Genomic DNA, 24356 nt, shown 5'->3' with positions numbered 1-24356 from the left:
CGGTGCGCCTACCTGCGATGCAAGCGCCGCATTCTCTCGTCGTGAGACGGATGCACGTTATCTAGCGCACCATCGAATGCCGATCCAGACGCCGATCTACTCGCCCGCGACGCGCCAAGGCACAATCCGCACCCATGCTGACCCATCTCGCCATCCGCAATTTCGCCGTCGCCAGCCAGTCGGATCTGGAGTTCGGCGCAGGCCTGACCGTCATCTCCGGCGAAACCGGCGCCGGCAAGTCGCTGCTGGTCGATGCGCTGGGCTTCCTGTCGGGACAGCGCGCCGACAGCGGCATCGTGCGCCATGGCGCCGAGCGCGCCGAACTGCATGCCGAGTTCGCGCTCGACGATGCCGCGCCTGCGCTGCGCTGGCTGCGCGAGCACGAACTCGATGATGGCGACACCTGCCAGCTGCGCCGCACCCTGCGCGCCGATGGCGGCTCGCGCGCCTGGATCAATGGTCGCCCGGCGACGATCACCCAGCTCGGCGAACTGGCCGGGCATCTGGTCGAGATCCACGGCCAGCACGAACACCAGGCCCTGCTCGCCCGCGGCAGCCAGCTTGCGCTGCTCGATGCGCAGGCCGGCAATGGCGCGCTGCTCGCCGAGGTGCGTGCGACCGCGCAAGCCTGGCGCGCATTGCACGACGAGCGCGACGCGCTGGTCGGCATCGGCGATGTCGCCGAGCGTCGCGACTGGCTGCGTCATCAGCTCGACGAACTCGAAGGCGAATCGCTTGCCGCCGACGCGGTGGCCGACCTGTTCGCGAGCCATCGCCGGCACGCGAACGCGGCCGGCCTGATCCAGACCTGCGATACGGCGCTGGAGCGCATGCGCGGCGACGACGATCTCGGCCTGCCGCAGGCGCTGCAGACGCTGCGCCACGATCTGGCGCGGATGCGCGCGCACGAGCCGCGGCTGGGCGACGTCGACGCGATGCTTGATGCCGCTGCGATCCAGCTCGACGAGGCCACGTTGCTGCTGGGCCAGGTCCGCGACGATCTCGACATCGATCCCGAACAGCTGGAGACGCTGGAACAGCGCCTCGGCCGGCTGCACGAACTCGCGCGCAAGCATCGCGTGACGCCGGAAGAACTCATCGACGTGCAGACGCGCCTCGCCGGCGAGCTCGATCAACTCGACGGCGCCGGCGAACGCCTCACGCAACTCGACGGCGAGATCGAAGCCGCGATGGGCCGCTGGCGCACCGCCGCCGATCGTCTCGGCGCGGCACGTCGCAAGGCGGCCAAGGCGCTGTCGAGCGCGACCACCGCGTTGATCCACGAACTCGGCATGGGCGGCGGCGTGTTCGAAGTCGCGATCGAACCGGTCGAGACCACGCGGCCCGATCCGCAGGGCGCCGAGCGTGTGGAATTCATGGTGTCGGCCAACGCCGGCCAGCCGCCGCGTGCCCTGCGCAAGGTCGCGTCGGGCGGCGAACTGTCGCGCATCTCGCTGGCGATCGAAGTGGCTGCGCTCGGGCACGATGCCGTGCCGACGATGGTGTTCGACGAAGTGGATTCGGGCATCGGCGGCGCGGTCGCCGACATCGTCGGCCGCAAGCTGCGCGCGCTCGGCGAAAGCCGGCAGGTGCTGTGCGTGACCCATCTGCCGCAGGTGGCCTCGAAGGGCCACACGCATTACCGCGTGCACAAATCCAGCGCCGAGGGCGCGACCGAAAGCCGGGTCAGCCTGCTCGACACCGGCGAGCGCACCGAGGAACTCGCACGCATGCTCGGCGGCGTCGACGTCAGCAAGGAAGCGCGCGCCGCAGCCCGCAAGCTGCTGCAGGGCATGGTGTGAGGGGATGCACAGCCGCGCGGACCAATACCGCTGCGGTCATTGACGCTAGAACCTGACGAGGCGCGGCAACGGCCTGTGACCTTGACGCTGACGGCCGCGAACATCGCGGCCGTCAGCGAAAAGAATGTCAGCGCTTCTTGCGGACGTAGAGCACCAGCGAGTGCTCTTCGAGGATGTAACCGTACTGGTCGGCGATCTGCCGCTGCAGTTCTTCGATCTCGGCGCTCTCGAACTCGATGATCTTGCCGCTGTCCACGTCGACCATGTGGTCGTGGTGGCCGCCGCGATCGAGTTCATAGACGGCGTGGCCGCCCTCGAAGTTGTGCTTGAGCACGAGGCCGGCGGCCTCGAACTGGGTCAGCACGCGGTAGACGGTGGCCAGGCCGATCTCGTCGCCCTGCTCCAGCAGCTGGCGGTAGATGGCTTCGGCGGTCAGGTGCTGGCGCGGCGTGCGCTGCTCGAGCAGCTGCAGGATCCGCATGCGCGGATGGGTGACTTTGAGTCCCGCCTTGCGCAGGTCGAGCGATTCCATGGGTGTCTCCGAACGGGCCGACCAAAAACGGGCCGGCGTACCACTGGCGGTTGAACGCCAGCTGCCTGGATCGCGGTTGCGGCGTGGTGCGCAGTGTATCATCGGGCGGTCATTCCAGGCCGTCACCCACGACATGCACAAGCTTCTTCTCGTTCCGGTTCTCGCCCTCGCGACCAGTGGTTGCGGCCTGCTGTACAAGCAGCCGATCTATCAGGGCAACCTGGTCGACGGGTCTGCGGTCGAGCAGCTGCAGGTCGGCATGGGCAAGCCGCAGGTCGAGGCACTGCTGGGCACGCCGTCCATCAGCGACCCGTTCCACCAGCAGCGTTGGGACTACACGGCGTCGCAGCGCGTGGACCGTCGTGGCCGCACCGAGATCAAGAACTTCACGGTCTTCTTCGAGAACGACCAGCTGGCGCGCTGGGAAGGTGACTACTTCCCCAAGCGTGACGAAGAACTGGCCGCGGAGATGCGCAAGTTCGGCAACCTGCCGCGCGAGCGCGGCAACCGCGGACGCTGAGGTTTCAGCCCGCGCCGCGGCTCACTGCGGCGCGACGCCTGCGGGCGTCCTTCGGATCAGCCTGCAAGGCTTCGAGCAGTTCAAGCCGGTCGCCGTCGCGGAGCAGCGTGTCGGCCTGCGCCCGGACACCGAACACCGCATACCCGGCGACCGCATGCAGAGCCTCGGGCGCCCGCGCCTGCACATCGGCCACTGCGTTGGCCACCGTGGCGGCGTCATCGAGCTGCAGCAGCCAGTCCAGATGCCGCGCGGGCCACGCCCGGACCACGCGCACCTGTTTCACGCTGCGGGCTCGCGCTCGGCGACACTCACGAAGTCATTGACCATGCGGTCGGCAAGCCCCTTGAAGCCGATCGTGAGCGCCGGCAGCATCAGGCGGCTCTTCGGCTCGAACTCGAGCTGCAGCGTGACCTTGCAGGCACCGGCGTCGAGCGTGCGGAAGGTCCAGCGTCCGTGCAGCGACTTGAACGGCCCGTCGCGCAGCTGCATGTCGATGACATCAGGCGGTGACAGTGTGTTCTCGGTGGTGAACCAGGTACGCAGCGCACCGAGCCCCAGATCCAGACGCGCGACCATGCGCGACCCCGTCGACTCCTGGATTTCCGCCGCATCGCACCAGGCGAAGCGGCGCGGATAGGCGGCGACATCGTTGACCAGCGCGTACATGCGCTCGGCGGGCTGCCCGACGAGGGCACTACGTTCGATCTTGGGCATGACTCGCCTGGGGGACCTGCTTGAAGGACAATGGACGGATGAGCAAGAAAAGCGGTGGCAGCAAGGATAAGGCAAACAGCACGGGCACCATCGCGCTGAACAAGCGCGCGCGCCACGAATACCAGCTGGAAGACAGGTTCGAAGCCGGTCTGGCGCTGCAGGGCTGGGAGCTGAAGGCGATCCGCGCGGGCCGCGCGAACATCGGCGAAAGCTATGCAATGGTGCTGAAGGGCGAGCTGTTCCTGATCGGCGCGCAGATCACGCCGCTCATCCAGGCCTCGACGCATGTGGTCGCCGACCCGCACCGCTCGCGCAAGCTGCTGCTGCACCGGCGCGAGATCGACGTGCTGGTCGGCCGCGTGCAGCGCGAGGGCTACACCATCGTGCCCACGGCGGTGTACTGGAAGGGCAACAAGGTCAAGGCCGAGATCGCGCTCGCCAAGGGCAAGCAGAACCACGACAAGCGCAACGCCGAGCGTGACAAGGACTGGGCGCGCGACAAGCAGCGGGCCATGCGGGCCCACAACAAGAACGCCTGACGCACACCGCGGCGCCATGCGTCGTCGCATCCGCCGAAGTCGCCGGTCGGCTCAGCCCGCCATCCGGACCGGGACGCTGTGTAGCCCGGCCTGCCCGCTCCCCTGACCGGGACACTGTGTAGCCCGGCCTGCCCGCTCCCCTGAGCCTGTTACGCACACGAGGCGCCAATGCGCCGGCGCGGCTGTCAGAGACGTGCTGTCGACGCCAGCGTGAACCGGAACGTCGCCCCGCCGTCGAGCCGCCCTGTCGCCTCGATCGTCCCGCCATGCCGCTCGACGATCCGCCGCACCGAGGCCAGACCCACGCCGTGCCCCTTGAACTCGTCGTCGCGATGCAGACGCTGGAACGGCCGGAACAGCTTGCCCGCGTACTCGGCATTGAAGCCCGCGCCGTTGTCGGACACGTAGAAGACGCCACCCGGTGCGACGCCGAACTCGATCGTTGCCTGCCCCGTGTTGGCCGTGAACTTCCACGCATTGCCGATGAGATTCTCGATCAGATTCCGGACCAGCGCCGCGTCGCCTTCGGCGTGCAGGCCGGGAGCGATCCGCACGGCGACCTCGCGATGTGGGTCGTCCTGGCGCAGTTCGGCCAGCACCTCGCCTGCCATGCGACTCAGATCCAGCGGCTCGCGCCGGAACTCGCCACGACTGATCCTCGACATCTTCAGCAGCGCGTCGATCAGCGCGTCCATCCGCGCCGCGGCGTTGCGTACCCGGGCCAGATAATCCTGGCCCTGCGCATCGATCACCGATTCGTAGCGTTCGGCCAGGATGCGGCCGAATCCGTCGATGCTGCGCAGCGGCGCGCGCAGATCGTGGGACACGATGTAGGCGAACGATTCGAGCTCGTGGTTGGCCTGGGTGAGTTCGCGCGTGCGCTCTTCCACACGGGATTCCAGTGTGCGGTTGAGCGCGTGTACCTGCGCCTCCGCGCGCAGACGTTCGGTCACGTCGTCGACCTGCACCATGCGGGCGACGTCGTTGCCGTCACTGCCCGGCATCAGCGTGGCCGCCAGATGGACTTCGCGGATGTCGCCATCGTGACGTTTGAAACGTCGCGTGCTGCGGTACACCCCTTCCCGCAAGGCCTGCATCTCCCGCGTGCGGGTGACCTCGTTGCCACCGTCGGCGAAGTACCGTCCGAACGGTGTGCCGTTGAGGGTGGACTGGTCGACACCTGCAATCTCCGCCATCGCCGGATTGCTTTCGACGATCACGCCGTTGCGGTCGAGCAGCACCATGCCGATCGCCGAGTACTGCATCGCGTTGCGGAACCGCTGCTCGCTGCGGCGGTACGAATCGCTGAGTCGATGCGCCAGTGCCTCGGCGCGCGTCTGGGTATGGGCCAGCGTCAACACCACCGCAAACAGCAGCAGCGACGCCAGGATTCCGACCACGAGTGTGGCCTGCAGCTCACGCATGCCGCCCGAACTCAGCGGCCCGACGTGCTGGAAATCGAAGCGCCAGTCCCGTCCGTACAGCCGCTGGGACAGGGTGTGCACCGCATTGTCGGCCGCGGCATTGTCCCGCCACCCGTCGGACGCGAGCAGGGTCACCGCCGGTCCGTCGGTGACATCGACGATGCGGAACGCGAGGTTGTGGCTCACAGGAATCATCGAGCGGTCGATGAACTCGGCCGTCCGGAACGGCGCGTAGACCCAGCCCACCAGCGCGTTCTCGCGCGCGGCCTGCGAGGCCGGCAGACGCGCCGTGCGATAGACCGGCGCGAACAGCAGGATGCCCGCTTGCCCGGCCTGCCCGTGCTGGCGCAGACGCAGCGGCGCGCTGAGTCGCACCTCGCCGGTGTCGCGGGCCGCGTCCATCGCACGTCGACGCAGCGGGTCGCTGTACTGGTCGTAGCCGACCACCATGCGGCTCGAGTCGATTTCGGGTTCGAAGTACACGACCGCGCCGTAGCGGTCACGCACGCCGCGCGGCGACAGCGTGAACAGACCGTCGCCCGCGTCGCGTTGGCGCAACTGCAGCTCGGCCAGCGACCGCGGATCCAGATAGGCGACGTATCCGATGCCCATCAGCCCGGGCAGCTGGCGCCTGATGTCCAGGCCTTCCACATAGCCGCGCCATTGCCGTGCGCTGGGCGTGTCCACCGCCGCGCTGTGCAGGGCGACACCACCGCGGATGCTGAGTTCGTACTGCAACAGCCGCTGGCGCACGGTCTCGGCCACCTGCTCGGCATCCGACACGAAGTTCGCCTGCGCCAGCCGCTGCTCGCGCTCGCCGGCCCCGCGCGCGTACAGCACCACCATCGCCAGCGCGCCCACCAGCACCAGCAGCGCGAGCACGAGACTGCGCTTGAGTCGCCACGCGGGACGACCACGGGCGGTCGGTGGTTTGGGACGGGACGCCGGCGCTGCCATCGCCACAGCATAACGAGCGCGTGCAACCGGCGCCTCCGTGCGCATCGCATCCGCCGGTCGAACGCGCTTCCGACGCGCGCAGCCCGACACGTCTCCGCACGTGCGACCCGATCACGCACGCAGGCGGTGACCGGCGTCCGTGGACGCTGCATCTGCGGCCACGTGCGCGATGCGCCGTCACCTCCTGACAACGTCTTGCGCGGATGCCGCGACGTGTCAGATGCCCGGAGTCGCGCTCCCGTCCGCGCCCCGCCGATTCAGATCGCCTGCCCGCCGGACACCTCGATCCGCTGCGCATTGACCCACCGGTTCGCATCGCCCAGCAGCGCGGCGATCATCGGCCCGATGTCATCGGCAACACCCACGCGCCCCAACGCGGTGATCCCCGCGAGCTGCGCGTTGATCTGCGCGTTGTCGCGCACCGCGCCCCCGCCGAAGTCCGTTTCGATCGCTCCCGGCGCCACGGTGTTCACCGCGATACCGCGCGTACCGAATTCCTTGGCCATGTAGAGGCTCAACGTTTCCACTGCGGCCTTGGTCGCTGCATACGCCGCGTAGCCCGGATACGCGAAACGCGTGAGGCCGGTCGAGATGTTGACGATGCGCCCGCCGTCCCTGATCAATGGCAGCAACGCCTGGGTCAGGAAGAACACGCCCTTGAAGTGCACGTCCACCAGCCGGTCGAGCTGGGCGACGGTAGTCCCGGCGATCGGCGCGGTGTCGCCGTGGCCGGCATTGTTGACGAGATGATCGAAGTCCTCGCGCTGCCAGGTTTCGTGCAGCGCCGCACGCAGGCGATCGACGAACGCCGGAAACGCGTCGACATCGCCGGTATCGAGCTGCAGTGCCACCGCCTTGCGGCCCAGCGCTTCGATTTCGGCGACGACCGCATGCGCTTCTTCGGCATTGCTGCGGTAGGTCAGTACGACATCGCCGCCACCGCGGGCGACGGCGATTGCGGTATTGCGGCCGAGTCCGCGGCTGGCGCCGGTGATGAGGGCAATCGGAGTCATGGGAAACACCTTGTCGAGTGAGGAAGGACGCTGCAAAGACTGCGCCCGCCACCAGCCACCGCGTTGCCGGAACCTCCCGGGGCCTTGCCCATTCCTGCCACGCATCGCGCACACCACGCGTGCCGGCGCTACGATCCCGCCATGTCCACATTGCCCGAAGCTGTCCGCCGCCACGCCGACGCCCATGCCGGCGCCGATGGCCTCGCGCCCTCGCCCATTCCCGGCCTGATGGCCGTGCGCGCGCTCGCGCCCAGCGCGCTCATGCACGACGTGCAGCGCCCGCTGCTGTGTCTGGTGCAGCAGGGCGGCAAGCGCGTCACCTTCGGCACGCGCGCATTCGACTTCGCCGCAGGCCAATCGCTGCTGATCACCGCGGACATTCCCACCGTCAGCCAGATCACCCACGCCAGTGCGGCATCGCCGTACTACTCACTGGTGCTGGCACTCGACCCGACTGTGATCGCCGACCTCGTCGCGCAGATGGGCCCGCCGCCGGCCGACGATCCCGGTCCCGTGCGCGTGCATCCCACCGAACCCGAAGTGGCTGATGCCGCGCTGCGCCTGCTGCAACTGCTCGAGCAGCCGGATGCCTTGCCCGTGCTGCAGGCGCAACGCATCCGCGAACTGCACTACTGGCTGCTCGCTGGCCAGCACGGACACGCGATCCGCCACCTCGGCTGGCCCGACGGCCACGTGCAGCGCATCGCCCGTGCGGTGAAACTGCTGCGCCGCGACTACGCCCGGCCGCTGCCAGTCGACGCGCTCGCCACCGAAGCCGGCATGAGCGCGTCTGCTTTCCATCGCCACTTCAAGTCGATCACATCGCTGTCGCCTCTGCAGTTCCAGAAGCGCCTGCGCCTGATCGAAGCGCGCAGGCTGATGCAATCGCAGGGCATGGCCGCGAGCAGCGCCGCCTACGCCGTGGGCTACGAGAGCGTACCGCAGTTCACCCGCGAATACGGACGCATGTTCGGCCGTCCGCCCGTTGCGGATACACGCGCTGCAGTCGTCTGACGCGACACCGCGCCTCACCGCATCACCTGTCCGAACCCGCGCCGTGGCCACCTGCTTCACCTCTGCCTGCGTATAGCTGGACGCTCTCCCGAACGGATGCGCCCACATGGCCGACGCCTCTCCCGCCATCGCCCCGCCCGAGGACATCGCGAGTGCGATCTCCGACACCTGCGTCGAAAAGGCCACGCTGCCTGCCGGCAGGATGACCAGCCTCGGCCTGCTCGCCGGCGCCTACATCGGCTTTGGCAGTCTCGTCGCCGTCCTGATCGGCGCAGGCGCCGCCGACCTGCCTTACGGCCTGACCCAGATCGCCGTCGGCATCGGCTTCGCACTCGGCCTGATCCTCGTGCTGCTGGCCGGCGCCGAACTGTTCACCGGCAACACGCTGATGACTCTGCCGCTCGCACAACATCGCATCGGCCCCGGCCAGCTGGTGCGCGCATGGGGCCTCGTGTGGATCGCCAACCTCGTCGGCGCTCTGCTGCTCGTCCTGCTCGCCATCGGCGCCGGCCTGCATCTCGCAGGTGAAGGCGCATTCGCCATCTCCGCAATCGAACTCGCGGCCGACAAAACGTCGAAGTCCGCCGGCAGCATCGTCGCCAGTGGCGTCCTTGCCAATCTGCTGGTCTGCCTGGCCGTGTGGATGGCCGCCGGCGCGAAGTCCGCCGTCGAAAAAGTCGCCGTCATCGTGCCGCCCGTCGCGGCCTTCGTCGCACTGGGCCTGGAGCATTCGATCGCGAACATGTCGCTGTTGCCACTGGGCCTGCTCGCGCAGGCAGCGACGGGTGCTGAACTGCCGGCGGGACTGTCGTGGGGCGCGGCGGGCGCCAACCTGTTGTGGTCGACGCTGGGAAACATCATCGGCGGTGGTGGGCTCGGGCTGGCGTACTGGGCGATCTATCTGCGCAAGCGCTGATCAACGGCACGTCGAAACGGGACGCCGTCGCTCAGTACCAGATGGCACGCTGCAGTCCGTGGAGATCGGTTTCCGGCGGTGATGGAAGCGAACTGGCGTGACCTGCCGCGATGCGTTCGGCCGTCCAGAGCGCGACCAGCGCATCGAGCACATCGTCGGCGGCCGCACATCGCCGTGGCACGCGCGAGAGCAGACAACCGATCGCCGCCTCATCGAAAACGGCCGACAGCAGTCGCAATCGGGTCCCCTGTCCGCTCGCCGATTTCTTGCGGTCCGCAACGCCACACCCACCGTTGAGCGCGGCGAACGAGACTTCCGGATGCACTTCGCGCACCTGCGCCCTGGCGTGGGCGCTGGATTGAAGAAGCGAATCCCACTCGCGCACCTTCGGCAGGATGCCGAACGCCTGCGCGCCGAAGCCGCGGCCGTCGATCTCCCGATGGCGCCTCGACGCTTCCGGCTGGCTTGCCGCATCCAGAATCCCGCGCACGGGTGCCGAAAACACGCTGCACGCACGACGTCCGCCCACGAATCGTCGCGCCTCGCGATCCGCAGTGCGACTGCCCGCATCCGCAAGTCCGATCGGCACATCCACCGCGATGACCGCCGCGGCCGCGTGGCTCGTCTGCAGGCTGACCGCGTCCGGATAGACCTCGAACGCGAACGCCTCGCCCTGCCGCCAGACGCCGATCCAGCCGGATTTCGCGCCATCCACGCCCACACATGTCATCGATCAGGTCCTCTACACGCAGGCCACTGGCCAACACCGCCAGCATGACAAGCTGCGGCGCTCGATGTCGCGCTGGCCACACAGCGGCGGCGCGTCAGACAGCCCGCTGGGCCCACAGCCGGCTCGACGCGGTCGAACCCCTGGCGAACGATCGATCCGCGTATCCGCCCGTGTTCCTTCCTGCAGAAAGAAACGGCCCGGGATCACCGGGCCGTTGCTCTGGAACCGGAAGCGGAACGCGATCAGGCAAACGGATCCTGCAGCACCATCGTGTGCGCACGGTCCGGGCCGGTGCTGACGATGCTGATCGGGCAGCCGGCCAGTTCTTCCAGCGCACGCAGGTAGGCGCGTGCGGCGGCGGGCAGCTTGTCCCACTCGGTGATGCCGTGGGTCGTTTCTTCCCAGCCCGGGAACTCGAGGTAGACGGGCGTGCACTCGTCCCAGCCGGCGGCGTCGAGCGGCGCGTACTCGGTGCGCTTGCCGCGGTACTCGTACGCGATGCAGATCTTCAGCGTCTTCATGCCGTCGAGCACGTCGAGCTTGGTGATGCACAGGCCCGAGATGCCGTTGATGGCGACGGCGCGCTTGAGCGCGACGATGTCCATCCAGCCGCAGCGACGCGGCCGGCCGGTGGACGCGCCGTATTCCTGGCCGCGGTCGCGGATGCCCTGGCCGATCTCGTCGTCGAGCTCGGTCGGGAACGGACCACCGCCCACGCGCGTTGCATACGCCTTGGCGATGCCGAGCACGTAGTCGATCGCGTCCGCGCCAACGCCGGTGCCGGCCAGTGCGCCGCCGACGGTGGTGTTGGAGCTGGTGACGTAGGGATAGGTGCCGTGGTCGATGTCGAGCAGTGCGCCCTGCGCGCCTTCGAACAGCACGCGCTTGCCCTGCTTGCGCAGGTCGTGAAGGATGCCGGCCACGTCGGACTTCATCGGCTCGACGTAATCGCCGAACGCCAGTGCTTCGTCGTAGGTCTTCTGGAAATCGACCGCTTCGACCCCGAGGTACTTGGTCAGCACGAAGTTGTGATAGTCGAGCGCGGTGCGCAGCAGTTCTTCGAGCTGCTTGGGGTAATGCAGGTCGGCGACGCGGATGCCGCGGCGCGCCACCTTGTCTTCGTACGCCGGGCCGATGCCGCGGCCGGTGGTGCCGATGGCCTTGCCACCAGCCGCCTTCTCGCGGGCCTGATCGAGGGCGATGTGGTACGGCATGATCAGCGGCGTTGCCGGGCTGATCTTCAGGCGCGAACGCACTTCGACACCGGCAGCTTCGAGCTCGCCGATTTCCTTGATCAGCGCGGCCGGGCTGAGCACGACGCCGTTGCCGATCAGGCACAGCGCATCGTCACGCAGGATGCCGGAGGGAATGAGGTGGAGGACGGTCTTCTTGCCGCCGATCACCAGCGTATGGCCGGCGTTATGGCCGCCCTGGAAGCGCACGACGGCGCCGATGTCCTGCGTGAGGAGGTCGACGATCTTGCCCTTGCCTTCGTCGCCCCACTGGGCGCCGATCACCACCACTGACTGACCCATCTTGATGACTCCTGGATTGCGTTGCGGCCATCGGGGCCGCAGAAAGGGACCGGCCAGCCTTGCCCGGTGATTGGCCGCTCCATCGGGGAGACGACCGCCGCACAGGGCCGGACACGGAAAAAGCCGGCAGTCCACTCATGCGAGATGGCCCGTCCGGCTTTTCCGCATTATCCGGATAACGGGTGGCGGGGGCCACCTGTTTGTGGGACGCGTTCATGGGGGGTGCGGGACGGCGCAGCGCCGCCCGAGCCGACGCGTGACGCGGGCCCGGATCTGCAGGAAACGTGAGCCGGACGGAGATCGCGGGCGGGGCGCGTTGCGACGCAGGTGCCCCGGACGCGCACCCGATCAAGCGCCAGGTGCGCGCCGCCGGGCCATCCGGCAAGTCGATCGGGTCAAGGCGTCGACCGGTCCGGATGCCCTTTAGGACGGCCGGCTGGTCCAGATTGAAGCCCCGCTCAGGGGGCGATCACTCGAGTCGCCTTCAGCCGCCGCGTGCGCGACGCCGAGGCGACATCAGCCCCGTACGAAGTACAGGGCGATCAATCCCGCCGCCAGCACCCCTGCGCCGATGCGGCGCAGGGTGGGGATCGGCATCGTGAGCATCTGTTCGGCGTTGCGCTTCCAGAAGCCGGGCAACGCGAACAGGATCAGGCCTTCGAGTACGAACACCAGGCACAAGGCCGCCCACAGATCCGACATCAGGCGCGAGCCATCAACGGTCGCTGCGCATGTACTGCAGGAACGGATCGTTGCGCTCGAGCACGATCACGCTGTCGCCCTTTTCGAACGCGGCGCGATAAGCCTCGAGGCTGCGCTGGAACGCGTAGAACGACGGGTCGCGGTTCGCGGCGTTGCCGTAGATGCGGGCCGCTTCGGCGTCGCCTTCACCGCGCAGGGTCTGCGCATCGCGCTCGGCTTCGGCGAGGATCACGGTCTGCTCGCGATCGGCCTGGCCGCGGATCGCGCGGGCGCGTTCCTCACCTTCGGCGCGCAGTCGCGTGGCCACTTCCTGGCGCTCGGCGCGCATGCGGTTGTAGACCTGCTGGATCACCTGGCTGTCGGTCGGCAGATCGATCTGCTTCAGACGGATGTCGATGATGCGCATGCCCAGCGACTTGGCCGCTTCGTTGATGCCCGGCAGCTGGCGCTCGACGAACTCCGAGCGGTTGCCCGACACCAGTTCCGTCAGCGTGCTGGCGTTGATCTCGTTACGCAGCGAGTTCTTGATGATCGGCTCGAGGCGCAGGTTGGCATCGGACTCGTTGCCGGACGTGGCGCGGTAGAACGCGGCGACGTCGCTGATCGCGACGATGGCCACGAAGTCCACGCTGACGTCCTTGCGCTCGGAGGTCAGCGAGCGCTCGGGCGAGAACGCGCTGGCGTTGAAGCGGCGGTCGAACACGCGGGCCGATTCGATCAGCGGCACCTTGAAGTGCAGGCCCGGACCGATGTCGGTCCGTGCGACGCGGCCGAGGTTGAGCACCAGGGCCACCTGGCCTTCGCGCACCACGTACACCGAGCCCATCAGGCCCAGCAGCACGATGATGATCAGCGGAATGACGAAGTTGAGTCTCATCGGCTTGCTCCCTCGCGCGGCGGACGCGGCAGGCTGCCCGCCCCCGTCGTCGGCGCGGCGTTGCTGTTGTTACCGGCGTTGCGCGTGGCCTCGACGGCCGGCGACAGCACCTCGGGCGGAATCACGGACGGCGCGGACTGTGCACCGCCCTGCCCGGCCATCGGCACGTAGATCAGCTGGCGGCCATCGCCACCGACGACGACGCGATTTTCGGCGAGCACGCTCTGCACCGTTTCCAGCCACAGACGCTTGCGGGTCACGTCCTGCGCGCCGGCGTAGGCATCGACCAGCAGCGAGAAGCGGGTCGCGTCACCGGTGGCGCGGGCGATCTCGGCGGTCTTGTAGCCTTCGGCCTGCGAGCGGACACGCTCGGATTCACCGCGTGCTTCGGGCACGATCTTCGCCGCATAGGCGCCGGCTTCCTTGACCAGCTGCTCGTTCATCTGCTGCGCGCTGTTGACGGCGTCGAACGCGTCCTTGACCTCTTCCGGCGGACGCGCGTCCTGCAGGTTGAGTTCGTTGACGAACAGACCGGTGCGATAGCTGTCGAGCGAGGCCTGCAGCGAGGTCTGGGCCGCGGTCGAGATCGGACCACGCGCGTTGAGCGCAGCGTCCAGATTCACGCGACCGATCTGCTCGCGGACGGCACTGAGCGCGGTCTGCTCCAGCATCTCGCGGGCATTGCGGGTGCCGAACAGGTACTGCACGGCATCGCCGACGCGGTACTGCACGTTGAACGACACGATGACGATGTTCTCGTCGCGGGTCAGCACCGGCACAGTGTTGCTGAAGGACTGCACGGTGGTCGCGTCGACCTTGGTCACGCGCTCGACCGGCCACGGCAGCTTGAAGTTCGGACCCGGCTGCATGACGCGGGCGACCTGGCCGAAGCGCAGCACCACGCCGCGCTGGGTTTCACCCACCAGCACGAAACAGTTGAGCAGCAGGACGATGACGACGACGACCGCGATCCAGCGCAGCGGATTGCCGCCACCGAACCCGCCACCGAAGAGCCCGCGGAACTGGTCGAGGATGCGGTCGAAACCGCCACCACCGCCGCCGCGTCCCCCACGTCCACCACCACCGCCCGGGCGGCGCGGCGGCCATGGATTGCGTTCACCCTGACTTCCGGAATCCTTGCGGTCCGGAGAATCGTTGTCCTTGTTGTTGCCGGGAATGTTCCAGGCCATGCCTGCTCCAGTTCTGGGCGCGCAGCCTGCGTCGGCGGCGGCGCGGGGGTCGCATAGTCTAACCGGCTCGCGCCTGTCACAGGCCACGCATGCCGGCGGTCATGCCGGGAATTCCACAGGCGCGTCCCTGTTCACGACGCGGGCCTTGCTGGCAGGGCCCCATCGCATGCAGTCACGCGCTCACGGAACGGATCAGATGTGGTCGTCCTCGTCCGGAGGCAAGAGCGACCGCAGCGGTTCGCCGTCGGGCTGGGCGGCCAGACGCGCGGCGTCGGCATGCGCCAGGTCCACCTGCAGCAGCCAACCCGATTCGTCCGCCGTCTCCGCACGCACGCCTTCGAGCGCATGCAGGCGCGCATGCAGCCGGCCAGCTTCGGGCGGCAGGCGGATTTCGCCGGCGACGCGACGCATGCCGAGCCGGCGCGCGAGCGCCTGCGCCAGCAGATCGAGACCGAGACCATCGCGCGCGGAAATCCACACGCTCTCGCGTACGGCGTCATCGGCCAGCGCGTTCGGGTCCTGGTCGTAGCGCGGCGTCGCGCCTTCGATGCGGTCGATCTTGTTGAACACCAGCAGTTGCGGCAGATCGCCGGCGCCGATCTCGCCCAGCACGGCATCGACCTGGGCAATGCGCTCGTTCCGCAGCGGATCGGCGGCGTCGATGATGTGCAGCAACAGATCGGCCTCGCGCGCTTCGCTCAGTGTCGAACGGAACGCGGCGACGAGTTCGTGCGGCAGGTCGCGGACGAAGCCGACGGTGTCGGCCAGCACCACGCTGCCACCGGACAGATCGACGCGACGCACGGTGGGATCGAGCGTGGCGAACAGCTGGTCGGCGGCGTAGGCATCGGCGCCGGTCAGCGTGTTGAACAGCGTGGACTTGCCGGCATTGGTGTAACCGACCAGCGCCACGCGCGGCAGCTCGCTGCGCACGCGCGCACGGCGCATCTGGGTGCGCTGCACTTCCACTTTGTCGAGGCGCGCCTGCAGCTGTTCGAGCCGCTTCTGCAACAGACGACGGTCGGTTTCGAGCTGGGTTTCACCCGGGCCGCGCAGGCCGATCGAACCACCGCGCTGACGCTCCAGATGGGTCCAGCCGCGAACCAGGCGCGTGGCCATGTGGCGCAGCTGCGCCAGCTCGACCTGCAGCTTGCCTTCATGGCTGCGGGCGCGCTGGGCGAAGATGTCGAGGATCAGGCCAGTGCGGTCGACCACGCGACGCTCGAGAAACTTTTCGAGGTTGCGTTCCTGGCCCGGCGTGAGCCGGTGATTGACCAGCACCAGGTCGGCGCCGGTGGCCTCGGCCGCACTCTTGATCTCGTCGAGCTTGCCGCTGCCGAACAGCGTGGCGGCATTGGGCTTGTCGATGCGGGCCGGAATGACCACGGCGACACGGGCACCGGCCGAGCGGGCGAGTTCGGAAAACTCTTCCAACGCGCCTTCATCGGCCGGGCCATGCGCATGCGGCTGGATCAGCAGCGCGTTTTCACCCTTTCGGGAGCGTTCGAACAAAGTGGTCTTCTACCTCGGGGTCAGTCTTGGATCTCTTCGGCCTCGTCGCCCTCGCCGTCGACGTCGGACGGCTGGACGAGTCCGCCACCCGGCGCCACTCGCACGTTGCGGGCAGGCACCACGGTGGAGATCGCGTGCTTGTAGACCATCTGGCTCACGGTGTTGCGCAGCAGCACCACGAACTGATCGAAGGATTCGATCGTGCCCTGCAGTTTGATGCCGTTGACGAGGTAAATCGAGACGGGCACGCGCTCACGGCGCAGTGCGTTCAGGAAAGGATCCTGCAAGGATTGCCCCTTGGACATGGTGTTTCCCCAGCGTAGTTGTTGTTCTGATGACCTGTTGGCCGGGTCACCGTCCGCTCCCCGGAACGGCGACCGGCCGATGTTACACGGCCCGGGTACCGGCCGTGTGCCTTCCCGGGGGTGGAAGACTGTGCCGGATCGGTGATTCGTGACTGCCGTGCAGCCGGTTCAGGCCAGGAAGCTGTCGACCTCGGCGTCCAGCGCGTCGCGTTGCGTCGCCGGGTCGAACCACCGCGCGCCGCCACGCCCCCGCAGCCAGGTGAACTGGCGTTTGGCCAACTGCCGCGTGGCGGCGACGCCGCGCTCGCGGAAGTCGTCCGCAGTGCCGTGCCCGTCGAGGAACTCCCAGGCCTGGCGATAGCCGACGGCGCGGATCGCCGGCAGTTCCAGCGGCGCGGGATGTGCCTGCAGTTGCGGCCACGCGCGCAGCGCCCGCACCTCGTCGAGAAATCCCGCAGCGAGCATCGCGTCGAAACGCGTGGCGATGCGGGCATGCAGCATGTCGCGCTGCGGCGGCGCGATCGCCAGCGCGAGGACCTGCGCGGGAAACGGCGGCGACGTGCTCGGCCGCTTCTGCCACTCGCTGATCGGAATGCCGGTCAGCCGGTGCACCTCGAGTGCGCGCTGGATGCGCTGCAGGTCGCCGGGCTTGATGCGTGCGGCGGCCTCGGGATCGAGCGTCGCGAGTTGCGCATGCAGCGCGGGCCAGCCGAGCGAAGCCGCCTCGTCGGCGATGGCGGCACGCGTCCCGGGATCGGCTTCCGGCATCGGCGACAGACCGTCAAGCAATGCGGCGAAGTACAGGCCGGTGCCACCGGCAAGGATGGGCACGCGACCACGCGCGAGGATGTCCACAACGGCCGCACGCGCATCGCGCGCGAACTCTGCGGCCGAATAGGTCTGCCACGGGTCGCGGAGATCGAGCAGGTGGTGCGGCACGCGTGCACGCTCGGCGGCATCGGGCTTGGCCGCACCGATGTCGAGGCCGCGGTAGACGAGCGCCGAATCGACACTGACGATCTCACCGCCGAAGCGCGCCGCCCAGTCCAGCGCGAGCGCGGTCTTGCCAGATGCCGTCGGCCCCATCAGGGCGATGGCGCGCGGGCGCGGATCCGGCGTCGAGCCGGCGCTGGCCATAACATCCGTCACGTCACACGCGCCTGCGCCCGCGTGTGCAGGCAGGCCACCACCGGTCTCCGCGGCTTGCCGGGACGGCACGACGGCAACGCAAGGCACACACCCCACCCCATCGTCAGTACCCGGTTTCCTTCAGCGACAGCTGCACCTGCTCGTGCGTGGCCTGCACTTCGGCCGACGGCGCGCGGCCCAGCAGGCTGACGCCGATGATCGCAGCGGTCGCCGACAGGAAGCCGGGGATCATCTCGTACAGCTCCGAGCCCATGCGGTTGACGACAATCTCCTTCCAGAAAATCACCATCAACGCGCCGGTCAGCATGCCGGCGATCGCGCCGTTGCGGGTCATGCGCTTCCAGAACAGCGCCAGCAGCAACACCGGGCCGAAGGCCGAACCGAAGCCGGCCCACGCGTACGACACCAGGCCCAGCACGCGGCTGTCCGGATCGCGCGCCATCCAGATCGCGAGGACCGACACCGCCAGCACGCTGGCACGTCCCACCCAGACCAGTTCGCTCTGCGGCGCGTGCTTGCGGAAGAACCCGCGATACAGGTCTTCGGACAGCACGCTGGAACACACCAGCAACTGGCTCGACAGCGTGCTCATGACCGCAGCGAGAATCGCGGCCAGGATGATGCCGGCAACCCAGGGATTGAACAGCAGCTCGACCAGCGTGATGAAGACACGCTCGGGATTCTCGAGTACCGGCGCGGCCAGCGATGCATTGGTCTCGAAGTAGGCGATACCGAAGAAACCAACCGACATCGCGCCGATCATGCACAACAACATCCAGCTCATGCCGATGCGGCGCGCGGTGGGAATCGTGTGCACGCTCTGCGCCGCCATGAAACGCACCAGGATGTGCGGCTGGCCGAAGTAACCCAGCGCCCAGGCGAGCAGCGAAATGATGCCGATGAAGCCCAGATTGCCGCCGCGGAACCAGTCGAGCTGCAGCGGATCGTTGGCGCGGATCAGATCGATGCTGGCGTCGAAACCGCCGGTGTGCATGAAGACCAGGATCGGCGCCAGCAACAGCGCGAACAGCATCATCATGCCCTGCGCCACATCGGTCCAGCTCACGGCCAGGAAGCCGCCGACCAGGGTGTAAAGCACGGTGACCGACGCGCCCAGCCAGATCGCCTGGCCATAGGTCAGGCCGAACACGCTCTCGAACAGACGCGCACCCGCGACCACGCCCGACGCGCAGTAGATCGCGAAGAACACCAGGATCACCACCGCGGTGAACACGCGCAGGATGCGGCTGCGGTCATCGAAACGGTTGGTCAGGAAGTCCGGCAACGTCAGCGCATTGCCGGTGCGCTCGGTGTAGACGCGCAGGGGACCGGCGACGAAACGCCAGTTGAGATAGGCGCCGAGCAGCAGGCCGACGGCGATCCACGCCTCCGACACGCCACTGAGGAAGATCGCGCCGGGCAGGCCCATCATCAGCCAGCCGCTCATGTCCGAGGCGCCAGCCGACAACGCGGTCACGCCCGGGCCGAGACTGCGTCCACCGATGATGTAGTCGTCGAAACTCTTGGTCCGGCGCCAGGCCACGAATCCGATCACGACCATCACCGCCAGATAGACGAGGAACATGACGATGGTCGGCGTATTGGATCTGAGCACGGGGCCTCCTGTGGTGTGACACGACACGGAAAACGCCGCGGCGACTGCCACGGCGGTGCACCAGCCTAACGCAGACCCACCTTGCGGTCAGTCCCGGGCAGCGCTGACCACCCCGTATCCGATGCAGGACAGCGCGCCGTGACCGGACGCGTGCCGGGGCCGGTCAGGCGTCGTCGGGCCAGCTGATCGCGGGCTTCGGCGTCGCTGCGCGCGGGGTGGGCACCGCATCCACCGCGAGCCAGATCTTCAACGCATCAACGGTTTCGGCGACATCATGCACGCGCAGGATGCGGGCGCCGTTCTGCGCGGCGATCAGGTGCGCGGCCACGGATCCGGCCGCGCGCTCGGACGGCACGTCGCGCCCCGTCAGCTCGCCGATGCTGCGCTTGCGCGACAGACCGGCGAGCACCGGCACGCCGAGTTCGAGAAACCGTGCGAACTGCGCCAGCAGGGTCATGTTGTGTGTGGTGGTCTTGCCGAATCCGAAGCCGGGATCGACCACGATGTGCTTGCGTGCGATACCGGCCATCTCGGCGGAAAAGATGCGCTCGGCCAAGAAACGATGCACCTCGCCGACGACATCGTCGTAGTCGGGTGCCGCCTGCATGTCGCCCGGTTCGCCGAGCATGTGCATCAGCACGACCGGCACGCCGAGCGACGCGGCGGCTTCGAGCGCGCCATCGCGACGCAGGCCGTAGACGTCGTTGATCAGGCCCGCGCCGGCCGCGACCGCAGCACGCATGACCTCGGGTTTGGAGGTGTCGATGCTGATCGGCAGCGCGGTGCGGGCGACCAGACCCTCGATCACCGGCACCACACGTCGCAGCTCCTCTTCGACGGAAACCGCGTCGGCGCCTGGACGGGTGGATTCGCCGCCGACATCGAGCATGTCGGCGCCCGCCTCCGCCAGGCGCATACCGTGCGCGATCGCCGCATCGGTCGTGTCATGCGTGCCGCCGTCCGAGAACGAATCGGGCGTGACATTGACGATGCCCATCACGCGTGGGCGGTCGAGCCGCAGCACGCGGCCATTGCAGTCAAGCTGCGGCGCGGTATCGAACATCAGCGTTCGCCCTTGCGGTCGTTCTGTTCGGTCGTCACCACGCGCCGGCTCATGCCGAACACGACGCCGAGTGCCACACCGATCGCGACACCGATGGACACATTGTCGAATGCCGAGCCCATGGCGACGCCGATCGCCACACCGGCACCGATGCCGATCGGCAACAGTGGATATCGGAATTTCGGTTTCTGTCCGGACATCGTGCTCTCCCGCTTGCGATACACCAGCGGCGACTCTGGCCGACCCCTGCACGCATCGCAAGCACGGAGGCCGCAATCACGCTGCGCGCGGTGGGCCGCCACCAGCGCGTTCGCATGCCCGTGTCCGATGCCATGCTCGTTCTTGAGGAACGCGGCCTGCTGCATGCGCGCGCGGTCGGCGACACCGTCGAGCAGCGAGAACCAGTGCGCGACCGGTTGCCCGCAGGTCTTCTCGATCGAGGGAAATACGACACGGGGCCTTTCACCGTGCCACCGGTCATGCCGCGGTCATCGGGTGGACGCGTGCGCAGTGCGCGTCCGGTCACGGACAGGGGATGTGGCTGCGCGACGCCCATCCTGCGGCGGATCCACAGGCCCGGACACGCAGAAGGCCGGGGTTCGCCCGGCCTTCTGGTGACACTTGCGACTGCGATCAGGCCTGTTCGGCCGGACCACCGATCGGCGGCTGCAGCGGGCGGTTGCCGCCCTTGTCGCCGCTGTCGTCGTTCTTGTCGGCGTTCGCCTTGGCCCAGCCCATGGGCGGCGGCGGATCGCGGCCTTCCATGATCGCGTCGATCTGCGGCACGTCGATGGTTTCGTACTCGAGCAGCAGCTTGGACATCGCGTGCAGCTTGTCGATGTTCGCGGTCAGCAGCTCGGTCGTACGGTTGTAGGCCTTGTCGAGGATCGTGCGCACGACCTCGTCGATACGGCGCGCGGTGTCATCGGAAACCGACTTGTGCTGGGTAACCGAACGGCCCAGGAACACCTCGTCGTCCTCTTCGCCATAGGCGATCGGGCCGAGCTCGTCCGACAGACCCCACTTGGTGACCATGTTGCGGGCCATCTTGGTCGCACGCTCGATGTCGTTCGATGCGCCGGTGGTGACCTTGTCGACGCCGAAGATCAGCTCTTCGGCCACACGGCCGCCGTACAGCGAGCACAGCTGCGATTCGATCGCTACACGGTTCATCGAGTAGCGGTCGCCTTCCGGCAGATACATGGTGACGCCGAGCGCGCGGCCGCGCGGAATGATCGTGACCTTGTAGACCGGATCGTGCTCGGGCACGAGACGACCGACGATCGCGTGGCCGGCCTCGTGATAGGCGGTCAGCGTCTTCTCGTCCTCGCTCATCGCCATCGAACGGCGCTCGGCACCCATCAGGATCTTGTCGCGGGCACGGTCGAAGTGGTCCATGCGGACCTCCTTTCCGTTCTCGCGCGCGGCGAACAGCGCCGCCTCGTTGACGAGATTCGCCAGGTCAGCACCCGAGAAGCCGGGCGTACCACGGGCGACGACGAGAGGCTGCACGTCCTCGTCCAGCGGCACCTTGCGCATGTGCACCTTGAGGATCTGCTCGCGGCCCTTGACGTCCGGCAGACCCACGACGACCTGGCGGTCGAAACGGCCCGGACGCAGCAGCGCGGGATCGAGCACGTCGGGACGGTTGGTCGCGGCGACGACGATCACGCCCTCGCCACCCTCGAAGCCATCCATCTCGACCAGCAACTGGTTGAGCGTCTGCTCGCGCTCGTCATGCCCACCGCCGAGACCGGCGCCGCGATGACGGCCCACCGCGTCGATTTCGTCGATGAAGATGATGCACGGCGCCTGCTTCTTGGCCTGCTCGAACATGTCGCGCACGCGGCTCGCGCCGACGCCGACGAACATCTCGACGAAGTCCGAACCGGAGATCGAGAAGAACGGCACCTTGGCCTCGCCGGCGATCGCCTTGGCGAGCAGCGTCTTGCCGGTACCGGGCGGGCCGACCATCAGCACGCCGCGCGGAATCTTGCCGCCGAGCTTCTGGAAGCGCGACGGATCGCGCAGGAATTCGACCAGTTCCGACACTTCTTCCTTGGCTTCGTCGCAACCGGCGACGTCGGCGAAGGTGATCTTGGTCTGCTCTTCATTGAGCAGCTTTGCGCGGGACTTGCCGAAGGACATCGCGCCCTTGCCGCCGCCCTGCTGCATCTGCCGCATCATGAAGAACCAGAAGCCGATGATCAGCGCGACCGGCAGCAGCTGGATCAGGATGTAACCCAGCGAAATGCCGCTCGACGGCGGCGCCTGCTCGATCGCGACGTTGTGGTTCATCAGGTCGTCGATCATGCGATCGTCGCGACGCGGTGCGATGACCGTGCCGCTCTGGCCGCCCTTGCTCTCGAACGTGATGGTGCGTTCGTCTTCGGCGATCTTCACCGAGCCGATCTGGTCGCGACGGACCTGCTCCATGAACTGCGAGTACTGGACGTCCTGCCCGCCTGCGCCGGTTCTGGGGCTGAAGCTCTGGAAGATCACCATCAGTACGACGGCGACGACCACCCAGAGCAGCAGATTCTTGACCAGATCGTTCATGTTTCGGGGTTCTCGTGGAGAGTTCGGTGGAGCGTTTGAATCGGCGTCATGCTACTTCATCACCGCCAGCTTGCCCTGCGCCAGCGCATAGACTTCCGGCGAACGCTGCCGGGATGCAGCCGGCTTGCGGATCGACAGCTTCGTGTAACGCCGCCGCAGATTGCGCACGTAATCGTCGAACTCGGTGCCCTGGAAGAGCTTGATCAGGAAAGTGCCGCCGGTGCGCAAGTGGTTGTCCGCGAAATCCATCGCCAGTTCCGCCAGGTGCATTGCGCGGGGCTGATCAACTGCATCGATGCCACTCTTGTTGGGGGCCATGTCGGACAACACAAGGTCCACCTGCTGACCACCCAGCGTGGATTCGAGCATCGAGAGGACCGCATCCTCGCGAAAATCCCCGTGAAGGAACTCCACGCCGGCCAGGGTGGGCATGTCGAGGATGTCGAGCGCGATCACCCGTCCGGAGTCGCCGAGCGCCTGACGGACCCACTGCGACCAGCCGCCCGGCGCCGCGCCCAGATCGACCACGACCATGCCCGGCTTGAGCAGGCGGTCGCGTTCGACCAGCTCTTCGAGCTTGTAGGCGGCGCGCGAACGCAGGCCGTCCTTCTGGGCCTTCTTCACGAAGGGATCGGAGAAATGTTCTTTCAGCCAGCGCTGGCTGCTTTTGCTGCGGGAGGCCATCAACGGCTCGAATGCGGGACAGGTGCGTCCGGTGGCCATGATATCCTGCCGGTCGCTTTCATTCCCCCGATCGGTTCATCCATGAGTAATGCCCTGACCGCTGCCCAGACCCGTTTTCTGCGCGGCCAGGCCCATGGCATCAAAGCCATGTTGCAGGTAGGCGGCAAAGGCATCACCGAGGCGCTGGTCGCCGAAATCGATGCCGCCCTCGAGCATCACGAACTGATCAAGGTCAAGGTCGGCGCGTCGGACCGCGAGGAGCGGGACGCGATGATCGCCGACCTGGCCGGCCGCACCGCGTCCGAACTCGTCCAGCGCATCGGCCACGTGGCGATCCTGTACCGCCAGAGCAAAGACCGTCGCCAGATCGTGTTGCCGCGCTCCTGAGCCGTCGGCGGAGACGGCATGCAGCTCAATCTCGAATCGCCTGATTTCGATTACGTCCTGCGCGGTGCTGACGGGCGCCTGGCGCTGGTCAACGACCGCCGCCTGAGCCGCAGCTTCATCGTCGCCCCACGCAGCCTCGTCGAGGACTGGCCGGTGACGGATGTCCGCTCGCTCGACATCGACGCCCTCGCCCAAGTGCTGGCGCTGGAGCCGGAAGTCGTTCTGCTCGGCACCGGTGAGACCCAGGGCTTTCCGCCACCCGCGACGATGGCGGCATGCCTGTCGCGCGGTATCGGCCTCGAAGCGATGACCAATGCCGCCGCAGCGCGTACGTTCAACGTGCTGGCGGGAGAAGGTCGGCGCGTGGTTGCGGCATTCGTGCTGTCCGGCGACACCGCCGCACGCTGAGCCGACACCGGGACACCACGCCGGCCCGCGTGGCCGACGGCACCGGACTGCTGCACTCGAGAGTAACGATCAGTGCGCTGGCAGACGCGTCAGCAGATCGACCTGCTTGCTGCTGCAGCGCGTGAGGTCTGCAGCACATGGTCCGCTGGACCGCGACATTGACGAGCGGGAGGCGCACTAAGCCTCCCGCCCGGCCGGAACCCGAAACC

Annotated in this window: 25 protein-coding genes and 1 pseudogene; 7 read left to right on the top strand and 19 right to left on the bottom strand. The window is 67.7% G+C overall.

Annotated features, from left to right (window positions below):
* The first annotated feature begins 134 nt into the window (after positions 1–134).
* Positions 135–1802, top strand: coding sequence for a DNA repair protein RecN (gene recN, locus AC3A4E_RS08635; RefSeq protein WP_487631079.1), 1668 nt, complete (start codon positions 135–137; stop codon positions 1800–1802).
* Between the two features lie 127 nt (positions 1803–1929).
* Here recN and fur read toward each other — a convergent pair whose 3' ends face one another.
* The gene (gene fur / locus AC3A4E_RS08630; protein WP_232115395.1) at positions 1930–2334 is read right to left on the bottom strand and encodes a ferric iron uptake transcriptional regulator; all 405 of its coding nucleotides are present in this window, start codon (positions 2332–2334) and stop codon (positions 1930–1932) included.
* A gap of 133 nt (positions 2335–2467) precedes the next feature.
* Here fur and AC3A4E_RS08625 point away from each other — a divergent pair, with 133 nt between their 5' ends.
* On the top strand, positions 2468–2854 hold the full coding sequence (locus AC3A4E_RS08625) for an outer membrane protein assembly factor BamE (RefSeq protein ID WP_487631078.1): 387 nt from the start codon (positions 2468–2470) through the stop codon (positions 2852–2854).
* 4 nt (positions 2855–2858) lie between these two features.
* Here AC3A4E_RS08625 and AC3A4E_RS08620 read toward each other — a convergent pair whose 3' ends face one another.
* On the bottom strand, positions 2859–3137 hold the full coding sequence (locus AC3A4E_RS08620) for an RnfH family protein (RefSeq protein ID WP_487631077.1): 279 nt from the start codon (positions 3135–3137) through the stop codon (positions 2859–2861).
* The gene (locus AC3A4E_RS08615) at positions 3134–3568 is read right to left on the bottom strand and encodes a type II toxin-antitoxin system RatA family toxin (protein ID WP_487631076.1); all 435 of its coding nucleotides are present in this window, start codon (positions 3566–3568) and stop codon (positions 3134–3136) included. The genes AC3A4E_RS08620 and AC3A4E_RS08615 overlap by 4 nt, the downstream gene beginning before the upstream one ends.
* A gap of 38 nt (positions 3569–3606) precedes the next feature.
* On the opposite strand from AC3A4E_RS08615, the gene smpB reads away from it, so the two are divergent.
* Positions 3607–4107 (top strand): SsrA-binding protein SmpB, encoded by a 501-nt coding sequence (gene smpB / locus AC3A4E_RS08610; protein WP_487631075.1) that lies wholly within the window; start codon positions 3607–3609, stop codon positions 4105–4107.
* 185 nt (positions 4108–4292) lie between these two features.
* Here smpB and AC3A4E_RS08605 read toward each other — a convergent pair whose 3' ends face one another.
* Both AC3A4E_RS08605 and AC3A4E_RS08600 read right to left on the bottom strand, forming a co-directional pair.
* Positions 4293–6488, bottom strand: coding sequence for a CHASE domain-containing protein (locus AC3A4E_RS08605; RefSeq protein WP_487631074.1), 2196 nt, complete (start codon positions 6486–6488; stop codon positions 4293–4295).
* Positions 6489–6745: 257 nt separating this feature from the next.
* Positions 6746–7501, bottom strand: coding sequence for an SDR family NAD(P)-dependent oxidoreductase (locus AC3A4E_RS08600; RefSeq protein ID WP_487631073.1), 756 nt, complete (start codon positions 7499–7501; stop codon positions 6746–6748).
* Between the two features lie 141 nt (positions 7502–7642).
* Between AC3A4E_RS08600 and AC3A4E_RS08595 the strand changes: the two genes are divergently transcribed.
* Entirely contained in the window at positions 7643–8515 is an 873-nt protein-coding gene (locus tag AC3A4E_RS08595; RefSeq protein WP_487631072.1) for an AraC family transcriptional regulator, read from the top strand.
* Between the two features lie 106 nt (positions 8516–8621).
* A complete protein-coding gene (locus AC3A4E_RS08590; protein WP_487631071.1) occupies positions 8622–9431 on the top strand; it encodes a formate/nitrite transporter family protein in 810 nt (269 codons plus the stop codon).
* A 31-nt stretch (positions 9432–9462) separates the two neighbouring features.
* Here AC3A4E_RS08590 and AC3A4E_RS08585 read toward each other — a convergent pair whose 3' ends face one another.
* From AC3A4E_RS08585 to rlmE, 14 genes and pseudogenes are all read right to left on the bottom strand, one after another.
* Positions 9463–10161: a DUF429 domain-containing protein gene (locus AC3A4E_RS08585; protein WP_487631070.1), complete on the bottom strand. Its 699-nt coding sequence runs from the start codon at positions 10159–10161 to the stop codon at positions 9463–9465.
* A gap of 242 nt (positions 10162–10403) precedes the next feature.
* Positions 10404–11696, bottom strand: a complete 1293-nt coding sequence (locus tag AC3A4E_RS08580) for an adenylosuccinate synthase (RefSeq protein ID WP_232138123.1) — start codon at positions 11694–11696, stop codon at positions 10404–10406.
* A gap of 516 nt (positions 11697–12212) precedes the next feature.
* A complete protein-coding gene (locus AC3A4E_RS08575) occupies positions 12213–12398 on the bottom strand; it encodes a DUF2065 domain-containing protein (protein WP_487631069.1) in 186 nt (61 codons plus the stop codon).
* Between the two features lie 13 nt (positions 12399–12411).
* Complete coding sequence (gene hflC / locus AC3A4E_RS08570; RefSeq protein WP_487631068.1) at positions 12412–13275, bottom strand: protease modulator HflC; 864 nt, start codon at positions 13273–13275, stop codon at positions 12412–12414.
* Positions 13272–14465, bottom strand: coding sequence for an FtsH protease activity modulator HflK (gene hflK / locus AC3A4E_RS08565; protein ID WP_487631067.1), 1194 nt, complete (start codon positions 14463–14465; stop codon positions 13272–13274). The genes hflC and hflK overlap by 4 nt, the downstream gene beginning before the upstream one ends.
* Positions 14466–14657: 192 nt before the next feature.
* A complete protein-coding gene (hflX, locus tag AC3A4E_RS08560) occupies positions 14658–15977 on the bottom strand; it encodes a ribosome rescue GTPase HflX (RefSeq protein WP_487631066.1) in 1320 nt (439 codons plus the stop codon).
* Positions 15978–15997: 20 nt separating this feature from the next.
* Positions 15998–16282 (bottom strand): RNA chaperone Hfq, encoded by a 285-nt coding sequence (gene hfq, locus AC3A4E_RS08555; RefSeq protein ID WP_487631065.1) that lies wholly within the window; start codon positions 16280–16282, stop codon positions 15998–16000.
* 168 nt (positions 16283–16450) lie between these two features.
* Positions 16451–17419 (bottom strand): tRNA (adenosine(37)-N6)-dimethylallyltransferase MiaA, encoded by a 969-nt coding sequence (gene miaA / locus AC3A4E_RS08550; RefSeq protein ID WP_487632042.1) that lies wholly within the window; start codon positions 17417–17419, stop codon positions 16451–16453.
* Positions 17420–17534: 115 nt separating this feature from the next.
* Positions 17535–19046: a sodium/proline symporter PutP gene (putP, locus tag AC3A4E_RS08545; RefSeq protein WP_487631064.1), complete on the bottom strand. Its 1512-nt coding sequence runs from the start codon at positions 19044–19046 to the stop codon at positions 17535–17537.
* A gap of 163 nt (positions 19047–19209) precedes the next feature.
* The gene (folP, locus tag AC3A4E_RS08540) at positions 19210–20109 is read right to left on the bottom strand and encodes a dihydropteroate synthase (RefSeq protein ID WP_487631063.1); all 900 of its coding nucleotides are present in this window, start codon (positions 20107–20109) and stop codon (positions 19210–19212) included.
* Positions 20109–20309 carry a glycine zipper domain-containing protein gene (locus AC3A4E_RS08535; protein WP_487631062.1) on the bottom strand — a complete coding sequence of 67 codons (201 nt, stop codon included), beginning with the start codon at positions 20307–20309 and terminating at the stop codon, positions 20109–20111. The genes folP and AC3A4E_RS08535 overlap by 1 nt, the downstream gene beginning before the upstream one ends.
* A gap of 147 nt (positions 20310–20456) precedes the next feature.
* Positions 20457–20504, bottom strand: a pseudogene (locus AC3A4E_RS08530) (hypothetical protein); the annotation flags it as partial.
* A gap of 238 nt (positions 20505–20742) precedes the next feature.
* The gene (gene ftsH, locus AC3A4E_RS08525; protein ID WP_487631061.1) at positions 20743–22668 is read right to left on the bottom strand and encodes an ATP-dependent zinc metalloprotease FtsH; all 1926 of its coding nucleotides are present in this window, start codon (positions 22666–22668) and stop codon (positions 20743–20745) included.
* A gap of 51 nt (positions 22669–22719) precedes the next feature.
* Positions 22720–23352: a 23S rRNA (uridine(2552)-2'-O)-methyltransferase RlmE gene (rlmE, locus tag AC3A4E_RS08520; RefSeq protein WP_487631060.1), complete on the bottom strand. Its 633-nt coding sequence runs from the start codon at positions 23350–23352 to the stop codon at positions 22720–22722.
* Between the two features lie 81 nt (positions 23353–23433).
* On the opposite strand from rlmE, the gene yhbY reads away from it, so the two are divergent.
* Positions 23434–23739: a ribosome assembly RNA-binding protein YhbY gene (yhbY, locus tag AC3A4E_RS08515; protein ID WP_487631059.1), complete on the top strand. Its 306-nt coding sequence runs from the start codon at positions 23434–23436 to the stop codon at positions 23737–23739.
* Between the two features lie 18 nt (positions 23740–23757).
* Positions 23758–24147 (top strand): Mth938-like domain-containing protein, encoded by a 390-nt coding sequence (locus AC3A4E_RS08510; protein ID WP_487631058.1) that lies wholly within the window; start codon positions 23758–23760, stop codon positions 24145–24147.
* Positions 24148–24356: the final 209 nt, after the last annotated feature.

The sequence above is a fragment of the Luteimonas sp. Soil_N_1 genome (assembly GCF_057656255.1).
Note: the sequence above shows the minus strand (reverse complement) of the source record. Positions and strands in the feature narration are given on the sequence as shown.

Excerpts from the sequence above, each read along its gene's own strand:
- AC3A4E_RS08605 (WP_487631074.1), bottom strand. The coding sequence starts at position 6,488 with ATGGCAGCGCCGGCGTCCCGTCCCAAACCACCGACCGCCCGTGGTCGT.
- AC3A4E_RS08510 (WP_487631058.1), top strand. The coding sequence starts at position 23,758 with ATGCAGCTCAATCTCGAATCGCCTGATTTCGATTACGTCCTGCGCGGT.
- smpB (WP_487631075.1), top strand. The coding sequence starts at position 3,607 with ATGAGCAAGAAAAGCGGTGGCAGCAAGGATAAGGCAAACAGCACGGGC.
- AC3A4E_RS08625 (WP_487631078.1), top strand. The coding sequence starts at position 2,468 with ATGCACAAGCTTCTTCTCGTTCCGGTTCTCGCCCTCGCGACCAGTGGT.
- AC3A4E_RS08575 (WP_487631069.1), bottom strand. The coding sequence starts at position 12,398 with ATGTCGGATCTGTGGGCGGCCTTGTGCCTGGTGTTCGTACTCGAAGGC.
- AC3A4E_RS08585 (WP_487631070.1), bottom strand. The coding sequence starts at position 10,161 with ATGACATGTGTGGGCGTGGATGGCGCGAAATCCGGCTGGATCGGCGTC.
- AC3A4E_RS08595 (WP_487631072.1), top strand. The coding sequence starts at position 7,643 with ATGTCCACATTGCCCGAAGCTGTCCGCCGCCACGCCGACGCCCATGCC.
- folP (WP_487631063.1), bottom strand. The coding sequence starts at position 20,109 with ATGTTCGATACCGCGCCGCAGCTTGACTGCAATGGCCGCGTGCTGCGG.
- hflC (WP_487631068.1), bottom strand. The coding sequence starts at position 13,275 with ATGAGACTCAACTTCGTCATTCCGCTGATCATCATCGTGCTGCTGGGC.
- hfq (WP_487631065.1), bottom strand. The coding sequence starts at position 16,282 with ATGTCCAAGGGGCAATCCTTGCAGGATCCTTTCCTGAACGCACTGCGC.
- hflK (WP_487631067.1), bottom strand. The coding sequence starts at position 14,465 with ATGGCCTGGAACATTCCCGGCAACAACAAGGACAACGATTCTCCGGAC.
- rlmE (WP_487631060.1), bottom strand. The coding sequence starts at position 23,352 with ATGGCCTCCCGCAGCAAAAGCAGCCAGCGCTGGCTGAAAGAACATTTC.
- AC3A4E_RS08535 (WP_487631062.1), bottom strand. The coding sequence starts at position 20,309 with ATGTCCGGACAGAAACCGAAATTCCGATATCCACTGTTGCCGATCGGC.
- fur (WP_232115395.1), bottom strand. The coding sequence starts at position 2,334 with ATGGAATCGCTCGACCTGCGCAAGGCGGGACTCAAAGTCACCCATCCG.
- yhbY (WP_487631059.1), top strand. The coding sequence starts at position 23,434 with ATGAGTAATGCCCTGACCGCTGCCCAGACCCGTTTTCTGCGCGGCCAG.
- recN (WP_487631079.1), top strand. The coding sequence starts at position 135 with ATGCTGACCCATCTCGCCATCCGCAATTTCGCCGTCGCCAGCCAGTCG.
- AC3A4E_RS08580 (WP_232138123.1), bottom strand. The coding sequence starts at position 11,696 with ATGGGTCAGTCAGTGGTGGTGATCGGCGCCCAGTGGGGCGACGAAGGC.
- ftsH (WP_487631061.1), bottom strand. The coding sequence starts at position 22,668 with ATGAACGATCTGGTCAAGAATCTGCTGCTCTGGGTGGTCGTCGCCGTC.
- AC3A4E_RS08590 (WP_487631071.1), top strand. The coding sequence starts at position 8,622 with ATGGCCGACGCCTCTCCCGCCATCGCCCCGCCCGAGGACATCGCGAGT.
- AC3A4E_RS08600 (WP_487631073.1), bottom strand. The coding sequence starts at position 7,501 with ATGACTCCGATTGCCCTCATCACCGGCGCCAGCCGCGGACTCGGCCGC.
- AC3A4E_RS08615 (WP_487631076.1), bottom strand. The coding sequence starts at position 3,568 with ATGCCCAAGATCGAACGTAGTGCCCTCGTCGGGCAGCCCGCCGAGCGC.
- miaA (WP_487632042.1), bottom strand. The coding sequence starts at position 17,419 with ATGGCCAGCGCCGGCTCGACGCCGGATCCGCGCCCGCGCGCCATCGCC.